Genomic DNA, 11,138 nt, shown 5'->3' on the forward strand with positions numbered 1-11,138 from the left:
CGGCTCCACGATCGTGGAGCCGGCCCGGCCCGCTTTGTAACGCCCCCCGATATACCTTCGGGTCCGATATATTGTCGCCGTGGACATACCGCTGCGCGAACCCACCTTCCTGATCCTGACCGCGCTCGCCGTTGAGCCAATGCACGGCTACGGACTGATCGGCGAGGTCGCCGCCCTCTCCGACAACCGCGTGTCGCTGCGCCCCGGAACGCTCTACGGCGCGCTGGACCGGCTGGTCGACGCCGGCCTCGTCGACGTCGACCGGGAGGAGGTGGTGGACGGTCGACTGCGCCGCTACTACCGCCTCTCCCCCGACGGCGACGCCACCCTCAGCGCCGAGACCGAACGGCTGCGACGCAACGTCGAGGCCGCCACCGCCCGGCTCGCCGCACGGGCCCGTGCCGCCCGACCGACCACCCCACGCCTCGCCGGAGGCCTCGCATGACCGAGATCGAGCGCCGTTACCTCCGGCTCCTCGCCGCGTACCCCGCCGACTACCGGCGGGCCCGGGGCGCCGAGATCGTCGGCACGTACCTGGACCTGGCCGAGCCGGGCCGCCGCTGGCCCACCCCGGCGGACGCCGTGGACCTCCTCCGCGGCGGGCTCCGCCAACGGGTACGCGCCACCGGCGTCACCGACCTGGTCCCCGGGGTACACCTCGCGGCCGCCCTGGCCCTGCTCACCGCCACCACGCTCGCCGGCATGTGGACCGTGCTCGAACTGCGGCCGGCTCTGCCCGGCTTCGGCGAGCCGTCCGCCGGGCCGTTCGTCTCGCTCGGCATCGTGGCGTGGGTCGGTTGGCTCCTCGCCGCGGGTGTGCAGGCGCTGGCACCCAGCCGGTGGCACCGACGCGCGGTCGCGCTCGCGCTGCTTCTCACGGTCGCGCTCGTCCCCGCCGCCGCGCTCACCGGCCTGCCCCGTCCACCGTTGTTCGTGCTGCTCCCGCAGGTCGGGTTGGGTGTGGTCGCGCTCGGCGCGTCCCGCGCGCGGCCGGTGTCGCTGCGGGTGGCGCCATTGCTCGCCGCCGTCGCCGGCCTGGCGGCGGCCGCAAGCCTGACGCCGGGAAGTTTCGCCTGGACCTATCGCGCGGTGAGGGCGATTCTGATGTTGCAGGACACCGCCGTGGCGGTGCTCGCGGTGGCCATGCTGCTCGCGGTGGGACTGGCCGTACGTGGCGACCACCGGGGCGGGTGGGCCCTGCTGATCCTGCTCACCCCCGTGGGTCTGCTGGCCCTGCTACCGCTGGCCGGGGCGGCGGACGGCATGCGGAGCGCGTTCGTCCCGAACTGGACGGCGCTCGCCGCGACGGCTGCCGTGGTCGCGCTGGTCGGCCCCGCGCTGCTACCGGTGGCCCTCGCCGTCCGCGCCCGACTGGCCCGACCCCCCGCGCCGAGCGCCAACCGCTAACCGCACCGCACCGCACCGCACCGCACCGCACCGCACCGCACCAAGATCGTGCTCGATCCTGGATGTAGTGGCCTCGAACGCGCCAGAAGCCACTACATCCATGTTCGAGCGCGATCTTCGCGCATCCGACCGGTGGTCAGGGACGTAGCGAGCGCTCCGGTGCGTGCCGCCACATCCGGAGAAGCAGGAACAGGAGCAGGACGGTCATCGCGAGAGCGCCGGGGGCCTTCGTGAAGCGGGCCAGGTTGGTGCCGTCGGGCAGCGCCAGGAAGGCAGCCACGGCGGCCGGCAGCACGAACCACGTGGTCCGGGCGGCGCTGAGCGCGAGCAGGGCCAGCGGCCAGGTCGCGTACCAGGGGTGGAAGACCGGGGACAGGACGACGGTGGCGACCAGGGCCAGGCCGGCGCCGTGCAGTACCGCTCGGCACCGCGCCGCCCCGGCCGGCAACCCGCCCGAAATGGCTGACAGCGCATCGCGGCCGACCGCCAGCCCGCCCGAGGCGTCCAGCAGCCCGCCTGAGCCAGCCGCCAGCCCGCCCAAATCGGCGGCAACTCGCCGCCACGTGCGCCACCAGAGGGCCACGAGCACGACCGCGAGCAGCACCAACGCGATGGCGCGGGCCACCGGCACGGCCTGCGGGTCCCGCCCGACCACCGCGCCGGCGTAGTCGACGACGAACCCGACGGCGGTGGGCGGCGATGTCCACTGTTCGGAGTCGCCGCTGCGGGTCAACCCACCCACCCAGCCGAATCCGAGGCCGGACAGCGCCGAGGCGACCAGCAGCGCGCCCAGGAGCCCGCCGCCCAGCCACGCGCCGCTGCGGAACACCGTCCGGCCGGACGCTCCCACCAGCGCCGCGAACGGCACCACCACGATTGCGCTGGCCTTCACGGTGACCGCCAGCCCGAGCAGCGCCCCGGCGAGCAGCAGCGCGGGGGGCCGGCCCGGCCAACGGACCGCCACCAGCAGCCCGCACAGCAACAGCCCGAGCATCACGGCGTCGTTGTGCGCGCCGCCCACCAGGTGTACGCCGACCAGTGGCGCGGCCAGCGCCAGCCAGGCCGCCCGCCGGGTCGGCACTCCGGTGGCCCGGGCCAGCGGAGGCAGGCAGAGCGCGGCCAGCAGCAACCCGGCCACGGCGATGACCCGCAGCAGTACGACAGTGCCGGTGAGCCCGCCTCCGACAGTCACCGCGAGCGCCGCGAGCAGCACGAACACCGGGCCGTACGGCGCCGGCGTGTCCCGCCAGATCGGTGCCACCGTCTCCCCCCACGGGCAACCCGAGGCGGCCACCCCGACGGCGTACGGGTCGACACCGTGCGCGTAGGTCCAGCCCTGGCAGGCGTACGAGTAGACGTCCCGGCTGCCCAGGGGCGGCGCGAGCAGCAGCGGCAGCGCCCACAGCCCGGCGGTGACGTACGCCCACCGGCTCGACGGCGCACCGGCGCGCAGTGACCACCAGGCGCCGACGAGCAGCGCGGTGCCGACCAGCCAGCAGGCCAAGGTTGCCGCGCCGCCCGGGGCTCGCCAGATCGACACGGGCGTGACGTTCAGTGGGGCGTCGGGCAGCGCCCCGCCGAGGTACCCGGCCACGGCGAGCAGGACCGCGCCGACCAGGCCGGCGTACCGGGCAAACCGGGCGGCCAGCAGGCCGGGAACCGGCGAAGGCGCGCCGGGAGTGGTCACCGGCGCACCTTCCCCCTGGTCGACCTAGTCGGCGGCGACCGGTTGGCGGGCCGCCCGAGCCGACCGTACCAACCGGATGGCCAGCACGATCACCAACAGCGTCATCAGTGGCGCCCCGACCGTCTTGGTGTAGCGGGGCAGCCCGGTGCCATCGGGCAGCACCAGGAACGACGCCACCAGCGCGACGACGATGAACCATCCGGTACGCCGGGCGGTGGCCGCCAGCACCGCGAGCGGCCAGACCCAGTACCAGGGGTGGAACAGTGGCGCGAGGGCGACCGTGGCGGTCAGCGCCACGGCGGCGTACCACAGCGGCTCCCGCGTGCGGGCCCGCCACCACAGCCACACCAGCAGCACCGCCAGCACCGCGACGCCGACCCCCCGGGTGACGGCGAGCGCGTCGACGTGCCCGCCGAAGGGCACCGCCAGGTAGCCGACGGTCTGCCCGACCGCCGTGGACGGCGACGTCCAGGCGATCACGTCACCGCCGCGGGCCAGCCCACCGACCCAGCCGAAGTCGAGGCCGGCGGCGAAGGTCACCCCGACCACGACGGCGACCGCGCCGCCGACCACCCAGCCGCCGTGGCGGATCAGCGCGCGGATCGAGTACCCGCCGACGATCGCGGCCAGCGCGGCGAACGGCACCACGACCAGCGCCGTCACCTTGATGCCGGCGGCGAGACCGAGCAGCACGCCACCGGCGAGCAGCGGGCCGGGGCGTCCGGGCCGGGAGGCGATCACGGCCAGCCCGGCGACGAGCAGGCCGACCATCAGGGCGTCGTTGTGCGCGCCGGAGACCAGGTGCACGGCGACCAGCGGGCAGGCGAGCGTCAGCCAGACCGCCCGGGAGGCCGGTACGCCCACCCGTCGGGCCAGCACCGGCAGGCTGACCGCCATCAGCGCGACCCCCGCCACGGCGATCAGCCGGAACACCACGATCGCGCCGGTCAGCGAGCCGGTGGCCTTGACCACCGCGCCGGACAGCACCACGAACAGCGGCCCGTAGGGCGCCGGGGTGTCCCGCCAGATGTACGAGATGGTGTCCAGCCAGGGGCAGGGCAGCGCGGAGACACCCTGCTCGTACGGGTTGATCCCGGCGGCGTAGCTGGCGCCCTGGCAGGCGTACGCGTAGACGTCGCGGCTGGCCAGCGGGGGCGCGATCAGCAGCGGCAGCAGCCAGAGCCCGACGGTGACCAGCGCCCAGCGGGTCGACGGCACGTCGTCGCGCAGCGACCACCAGGCGTACGCCAGCAGCCCGGTGCCGACCAGCCAGGCGATGAGCACCAGCGGTCCGTTCGCGCCCTGCCAGATGCTGACCGGGTTGCTGCGCAGGGGCGAGTCGGGCAGGGCGCCGCCCAGGAACGCGGCGACGGCGAGAAGCACCGATCCCGCCAGTCCGGTCCAGCGCGCGAGGTGGTGAGGCACGCCGGACATGCTGCCAGTACGGTTGTCGCGGTACGGAGGTGGGCATGCGGCGCAGTCGGGTGGTGGCGGTGGCCGCCGGTTGCTCCGTCGTGCTCGGCGCGCTCTGGTTGGCCCTGCCGCTGATGGGCTCGGACCTCTCCGCGCAGGTCGCCCGCGCCGACTTCTTCGCCGCCCACGGCCTCACCCCGGTGGATCTGCGCTGGTACGGCGGGGTGCAGCAGTTCGGCTACAGCCTGGTGTCGCAGCCCGTGATGGCGGTGCTCGGTGTGCGGGTGACCGGCGCGCTGGCGCTGGTGGCGTCGGCGACCGCGCTGGCCGCGCTGCTGGTCCGCAGCCCGGTGCCGCGTCCGCTGCTGGGCAGCCTGATCGGCGTGGTCACGCTGGCCGGCAACCTGGTCTCGGGCCGGGTGACGTACGCCCTCGGTGTCGCCTTCGGGCTGGCTGCGCTGGTCGCGCTGACTCGGGGCGTACCCCCGGGTCGTCGTGTCGCGTTGGCCGCGGCCGGCGCGTTGCTGGCCTCGGCGACGAGCCCGGTGGCCGGCCTGTTCGTCGGCCTGGCGGGCGCGGCGCTGCTGCTGGCCCGCCGGTACGCCGACGGGCTGGCGCTCGGCGTCGCGGCGGCCGTGCCGCTGGGCGCGACCGCGGTGCTCTTCGGCGACGGCGGCTGGATGAACATCAGCCGCACCGACACCCTGCGGGCGGTGGTGACGAGCCTGCTGGTGGCGGCGCTGGTGGCGTACCGGCCGGTGCGGTTCGGCGCGCTGCTGGCCGCCGCCGGGGTGCTGGTCGCCGCCGGAGTGCACACGCCGGTGGGGTTGAACGCGACCCGGTTGGCGACGATGTTCGCGCTGCCGGTGCTGGCCGCCGCCGCCCGCCCGCCGGCCTGGCTGTCGACCCGCCTGGCCCGCCGGCCGGCTGTCGGGCCCGTGCCGGCCCGACTGTTGGGTGGGATCGGCCTGGCCGCGCTGCTGGCGGCCGTCTGCGGGTGGCAGCCGCCGGTGGTCCCGGCGGACCTGCGGAGCATCGGCGACCCGACCAGCGCGCCCGGCTATCACGCGCCGCTGCGCGCGTTCCTGGCCGGGCAGCGGCTCACCGGCCGAGTGGAGGTGCCGCCGACCCGCAACTACTGGGAGGCGGCCCGCCTCGGTGAGGTGCCGCTGGCCCGCGGCTGGCTGCGGCAGGCCGACATCGACCGCAACCCGCTCTTCTTCACCACCGTGCCGGGCGCGACCGGCACCGGCGTGCCGCTCACCCCGGCCAGCTACCGGGCCTGGCTGGCGGAGAACGCCGTGCAGTACGTGGCGGTGCCGGACGCCCCGCTGTCCTGGGTGGGGCGGGCCGAGGCGGAACTCGTCGAGGGCGGCCTACCGTACCTGACCCCGGCCTGGTCCGGCCCGCACTGGCGGGTCTGGGCGGTGGCCGACCCGACGCCGCTGGTCGCCGCGCCCGCCGAGCTGGTCCGCGCGGACGGCGCGGCAGTCACCTTCCGGGCCCCGACCGCCGGCCCGGTGGCGGTCCGGGTGCGGCACAGCCGCTGGCTGACCGCGTCCGGCGGCGCGACCGTCCGCGCCGACGGGGACTGGACCAGCGTCACCGTCCCCCGCGCCGGCGACTACACCCTCGGCTGATCTTCCTACCCCTCCAGCACGCGCTGGGCGGCGGCGCGGGAGCGGCGGCCGGTGCGCAGGTACTCGTCGAGGAACTCCCCCGGGTCGTCGTGGCCGAGCAGCCGGACCACCCCCGCCAGCTCCACGCCGTGCCGGGGCAACTGGTCGCCGGCCCGGCCCCGGACCAGCATCAGCGCGTTGCGGACCTGCGCGGCCAGGGACCAGCCGGCGGCCATCTCCGCGGCGTCCGCCGCATCGATCAGGCCGGCCCGCTCGGCCGCCGCGAGGGCATCGAGGGTACGCGTGCCGCGCAGCTCCGGGATCGCGCCCGCGTGTCGGAGCTGGACGAGCTGGACCGCCCACTCGACGTCGGCCAGCCCGCCCCGGCCCAGCTTCGTGTGGGTGGCCGGGTCGGCCCCGCGCGGCAGCCGCTCGGTCTCCACCCGGGCCTTGATCCGACGGATCTCGACGACCTGCTCGCGGGTCAACCCGTCGGCCGGGTAGCGCACCGGCTCGATCATCGCCTCGAACTCGGCGCCCAGGTCGGCGTCACCGCAGACGAACCGGGCGCGCAGCAGCGCCTGCGCCTCCCACACCCGGGACCAGCGGGCGTAGTACTGGGCGTACGCGGCGAGGCTGCGCACCAGCGGACCCTGCCGGCCCTCGGGGCGCAGGTCGGCGTCGACACCCAACGGCGGGTCGGGGGCGGGTACGCCGAGCAGTCGACGCAGCTCCTCCGCGATGGCGTGCGCGGCCGCGCTGGCGGCGCTCTCGCTGCTGCCGGCGGGCGGGTCGTAGACGAAGAGCACGTCGGCGTCGGAGAGGTAGTTCGACTCGTACCCGCCGAGGCGGCCCATTCCGATCACCGCGAACCGCAGTCCGTCCGGGGCCGGTTGGCTGGCCCGCGCGGCCCGCAGCGCTGCGGCGAGGGTGGCGTCGGTGACGTCGGCGAGCGCCGTACCGACCTCGGTGATGTCGGCCAGGCCGGGTGACGGCCGCGTCGTGCCGTCCGCCCGGGTCGGGGTGGGTGCGAGCGCGCCGGCCCGGCAGAGCACGTCCGCGCAGGCCACCCGGACCAGCTCCCGGCGGCGCAGCGCCCGCACCGCGCGGGTCGCCTCGACCGGGTCGGTGTGCCGGGCCGCCGCCGCGAGGAAGCCGTCACGCAGCACCGGACGCGGACGCGGCGACAACTCGTTCTCCTCGGCGAGCAGCCGCAGCGCCTCCGGATCCCGGGCGAGCAGGTCGGCGACGTACCGGGACAGGGCCAGCACCCGGGCCAGCCGGCGGGCGACGGGACCGCCGTCCCGCAGCAGGCGCAGGTACCAGGGGGTGCTGCCCAGCTTGTCGGAGACCTTGCGGTAGTTGAGCAGCCCCCGGTCCGGCTCCGGCGCGTCCGCGAACTCGCTCAGCAGCACCGGCAGCAGGGTGCGCTGGATGGCCGCCGTACGACTCACCCCGCCGGTGAGCGCCTGGAGGTGACGCAGCGCCCCGGCCGGGTCGGCGAAGCCGAGGATCTCCAACCGGTGCCGGGCCGCCTCCGGGGTGAGCCGCAGCCCGTCGGCGGGTACCCGGGCCACCGACTCCAGCAGCGGCCGGTAGAGCAGTTTGGCGTGCAGCCGTCGTACCTCGGTGGCGTGGGTGACCCAGTCGGCCCGGAAGCTCTCGACGGCGCTGCGGCCCGGCGTGGCCACGAAACCCAGCGCGGCGGCCAGCCAACGCAGCGCCCCCGGCTCGGTGGGCACGGTGTGCGTACGGCGCAGGGCCTGGAGTTGGAGCCGGTGCTCGACGGCGCGCAGGAAGCGGTAGCCGCGCAGCAGCGACTCCCCGTCGGCGCGGCCGACGTAACCACCGGCGACGAGCGCGCGCAGCGCCGGAATGGTGCCGGGCGCCCGCAGGGTCTCGTCGCCGCGGCCGTGCACGAGTTGCAGGAGCTGAACGGCGAACTCGATGTCGCGCAGCCCGCCCGGACCGCGCTTGATCTCGCGTTCCAGCTCCTTCGGCGGGATGTTGTCGATGATCCGGCGGCGCATCGCGCGGACGTCCTCGACCGCCTCGGGGCGTTCGGCGGCGCTCCACACCAGCGGCGCGAGCTGGTCGATCCACTCTTGGGCCAGCGGCAGGTCCCCGGCGGCCGGGCGGGCCTTGAGCAGCGCCTGGAACTCCCAGGTGCGTGCCCACCGGCGGTAGTAGGCGAGGTGGCTGGCGAGGGTACGCACCAGCGGGCCACGACTGCCCTCGGGCCGCAGGGCGGCGTCCACCGGCCAGGCGACCATCCCGCAGACGGAGATCAGCCGGGTCGCCACCTGGGTCGCGGCGGGCAGGTCGGCGTCCTCGGCGGCCACGAAGATCACGTCCACGTCGGAGACGTAGTTCAGCTCGCCGCCGCCGCACTTGCCCATCGCCACCACGGCCAGCCGGGGCCGCTCGGTGCCCGCCGCCAACTCGGCGACGGCGATCTCGTACGCGGCCGCGAGGGTCGCGTCGGCCAGCGCGGACAGCGCCGCCATGGTCTGCTCCAGGGCCCGGCCGCCGGTGAGGTCGGCCGCCGCGATCCGCAGCAGGGAGAGCCGGTACGCGGCACGCAGCACCGCCACCGGGTTCCCGTCGCCGGCCGGCTCCAGCCGACCGTCGGCGATCGGCGCGAGCCCGTCCGGTGCGGTACGCAGCGTCAGACAGTGCTCGGGATTCGCCACCAGATGGTCGCCGAGCGCCGACGACGCGCCCAGCACGGCGATCAGCCGACGCCGCAGCCCGGGGTCGGCGTGCAGCTCCGCGAGCAGCGGCGAGCTGGCGCTGGTGCCGGCGGCGCTGGTGCCGCGCGGGGTGCCGGCGGCGCTGGTTCGGCTCTCCGCCTCGACGATGCGGTGCAGTTGGCGCAGCGCCAGGTCCGGGTCGGCGGCCCGGGACAGCGCGGCGAGCAGCTCCCCGGCCGCGTCGTCGACCGGCTCCTGCTCCTCCGGCTGCCAGAGACCCAGCCCGTCCGGGCCGAGCAGGTCCGCGGCGCGGGCCCCGCCGTCGCCCTCGGCGATGCCGAAGCCGTAGCGGGCGAGCCGGCCCGGGGCCCTCGTCGGCCGGCCCATCAGTGCCCGAGCAGCGGCAGGCCGCGCCGGATCGTGCTGTCGTCCAACTCACCGAGGGCCAGCGCGGCGAACCGGGCGGCGAACGGCTGCCAGACCTCCTCGACGTCCACCATCACCGAGTCGCAGGCCGCCACCACCAGCTCCGGGTCGTAGCCCAACTCGGCGAGCAGGGTCGAGTCGGTGGCCCAGTCGCCGATCATCGCGGTGTCGCACTCGATGTGGAACTGCAACCCCCAGGCCCGGTCGCCGAGCCGGAACGCCTGGTGCGGATAGCGGGTGGAGGCCGCCAGCAGGGTGGCGCCCCGGGGCAGTTCGGTGATCTCGTCGGAGTGCCACTGGAGCACGTCCGGGATCAGCGGCACGTACCGGAACAGCGGGTCCTGCTCGGCCGCGTCGCGCCGGCCCACCACACCGGGGCCGATCTCCGGCCCGGACGGGCTCCGCTCCACCAGCCCGGCATGCGCCGTGGCGAGCAGCTGCGCGCCCAGGCAGACAGCCAGGGTCGGCACGCGGTACCGGACCGCCTTGCGCAGCAGCCCCTCCACGGCCGGGAACCAGGGCGCCCCGGGGGAACCGTCCGGCAGCGGATACGCCTGCTGGTCGCCACCCAGCACCACCAGTGCCGCGTACCCCTCAAGGTCGGCGGGAAGTTCCTCACCGGCGTGCGGGCGGACCACCCACAAATCCAGCCCTGCCTCGGTCAGCCACTCACCCAACCGGCGCGCGTCGTCCGTCGGGTCGTTCTCGATCACCAGCGCGGTTGCCACCCGTCGAGGCTAGCGGGTGCGGCGCGCTCCGCCACGCCCCGGCACGGGTCGGTGCCACCGGCTGGCGGCCGTCGTGTCGGCGCGGTGGCTAGGCTCTCCGGTTGTGATCAACGAGGACTCCACCGTCGTCCGCCCGCCCGTGCTGCGCCCGGGTGACACGGTGCTGCTCGTCTCGCCGTCCGGGCCGACCTCGCCGGAGCGGGTGGCCCGGGGCGTGGAGCTGCTCACCGGCTGGGGCCTGCGCCCGATACCGGCCCCGAACGCGTACGCCCGCCACGGCTACCTCGCCGGCACCGACGACCTGCGGGCCGCCGACCTGAACGCGGCGTTCGCCGACCCCCAGATCCGTGGGGTGATCTGCACCCGGGGCGGCTACGGCGCCCAGCGGATCGTCGACGCCATCGACATGGCGGCCGTGCGCCGCGACCCGAAGGTGGTGGCCGGCTTCTCGGACATCACCGCGTTGCAGCTCGCCCTGTGGCGGGGCGCCCGACTGGCCGGGGTACACGGCCCCGGAGCGGCCTGGCGGGACGAGCGGACGCCGCTGCGCTCCGCCGAGTCCCTGCACGCGGCGCTGATGACCACCGAGCCGGTGACCGTTCAGGCGGTCCCCACCGAGGAGACCTTCGACGTACGCGTCCCCGGCCGCGCCACCGGCACCCTGCTCGGCGGCAACCTGTGCCTGCTCGTCGCGTCGATCGGCACACCGGACCTGCCCGACCTGACCGGCGCGGTGCTGTTGATCGAGGACGTGCAGGAGCCTCCGTACAAGGTCGACCGAATGCTCACCCAGCTCCGCCGGGCCGGTGCGCTGGACGGGCTGGCCGGGGTGGCGGTCGGGCAGTTCACCGACTGCGGCGACGGCTGGGACACCACGATCGTCGACGTGCTCACCGAACGCCTCGGCGACCTGGGCGTACCGGTCCTCGGCGGCCTCCCCATCGGCCACGGCCACAACCAGCTGACCGTCCCGGTAGGCACCGAAGCACGACTGGACACCGAAACCAACACCCTGAAGGTCACCCCCGCAGTCCAGTAACCCCAACCCCAACCCGACCCCGACCCGCCCCGACCCGGCCCCGCGCCCGGCCCCGACCCAACCCGGCCCGGCCCAGCCCCGGCCCCGACCTCGTTGATCAAGAGGTTTGCGTCAGTTCCGGGCCGG

Annotated in this window: 8 protein-coding genes; 4 read left to right on the top strand and 4 right to left on the bottom strand. The window is 75.6% G+C overall.

Going from position 1 to position 11,138, the window contains the following annotated elements:
* The first annotated feature begins 79 nt into the window (after positions 1 to 79).
* Entirely contained in the window at positions 80 to 445 is a 366-nt protein-coding gene (locus AB0J36_RS28145; RefSeq protein WP_357134855.1) for a helix-turn-helix transcriptional regulator, read from the top strand.
* On the top strand, positions 442 to 1,407 hold the full coding sequence (locus AB0J36_RS28150) for a hypothetical protein (RefSeq protein ID WP_357170620.1): 966 nt from the start codon (positions 442 to 444) through the stop codon (positions 1,405 to 1,407). The genes AB0J36_RS28145 and AB0J36_RS28150 overlap by 4 nt, the downstream gene beginning before the upstream one ends.
* Before the next feature lie 136 nt (positions 1,408 to 1,543).
* On the opposite strand, the gene mptB (AB0J36_RS28155) is transcribed toward AB0J36_RS28150, so the two are convergent.
* Together mptB (AB0J36_RS28155) and mptB (AB0J36_RS28160) are read right to left on the bottom strand one after the other, a co-directional pair.
* Positions 1,544 to 3,094 (bottom strand): polyprenol phosphomannose-dependent alpha 1,6 mannosyltransferase MptB, encoded by a 1,551-nt coding sequence (gene mptB, locus AB0J36_RS28155; protein ID WP_363661335.1) that lies wholly within the window; start codon positions 3,092 to 3,094, stop codon positions 1,544 to 1,546.
* A gap of 24 nt (positions 3,095 to 3,118) precedes the next feature.
* A complete protein-coding gene (mptB, locus tag AB0J36_RS28160; RefSeq protein ID WP_357170616.1) occupies positions 3,119 to 4,519 on the bottom strand; it encodes a polyprenol phosphomannose-dependent alpha 1,6 mannosyltransferase MptB in 1,401 nt (466 codons plus the stop codon).
* A gap of 44 nt (positions 4,520 to 4,563) precedes the next feature.
* Between mptB (AB0J36_RS28160) and AB0J36_RS28165 the strand changes: the two genes are divergently transcribed.
* Entirely contained in the window at positions 4,564 to 6,147 is a 1,584-nt protein-coding gene (locus AB0J36_RS28165) for a hypothetical protein (RefSeq protein ID WP_357170614.1), read from the top strand.
* A 5-nt stretch (positions 6,148 to 6,152) separates the two neighbouring features.
* Here the strand turns inward: AB0J36_RS28165 and AB0J36_RS28170 are convergent, their stop codons facing one another.
* Entirely contained in the window at positions 6,153 to 9,206 is a 3,054-nt protein-coding gene (locus AB0J36_RS28170) for a bifunctional [glutamine synthetase] adenylyltransferase/[glutamine synthetase]-adenylyl-L-tyrosine phosphorylase (RefSeq protein ID WP_363661336.1), read from the bottom strand.
* Positions 9,206 to 9,973, bottom strand: a complete 768-nt coding sequence (locus AB0J36_RS28175) for a type 1 glutamine amidotransferase (protein WP_363661337.1) — start codon at positions 9,971 to 9,973, stop codon at positions 9,206 to 9,208. Before AB0J36_RS28175 ends, AB0J36_RS28170 begins: the two co-directional genes overlap by 1 nt.
* Positions 9,974 to 10,076: 103 nt before the next feature.
* Here AB0J36_RS28175 and AB0J36_RS28180 point away from each other — a divergent pair, with 103 nt between their 5' ends.
* Positions 10,077 to 11,012, top strand: a complete 936-nt coding sequence (locus AB0J36_RS28180; protein WP_363661338.1) for an LD-carboxypeptidase — start codon at positions 10,077 to 10,079, stop codon at positions 11,010 to 11,012.
* Positions 11,013 to 11,138 lie beyond the last annotated feature (126 nt).

Source organism: Micromonospora sp. NPDC049662 (genome assembly GCF_040675055.1).
In the GTDB taxonomy this organism is placed as follows: Bacteria; Actinomycetota; Actinomycetes; order Mycobacteriales; family Micromonosporaceae; genus Micromonospora.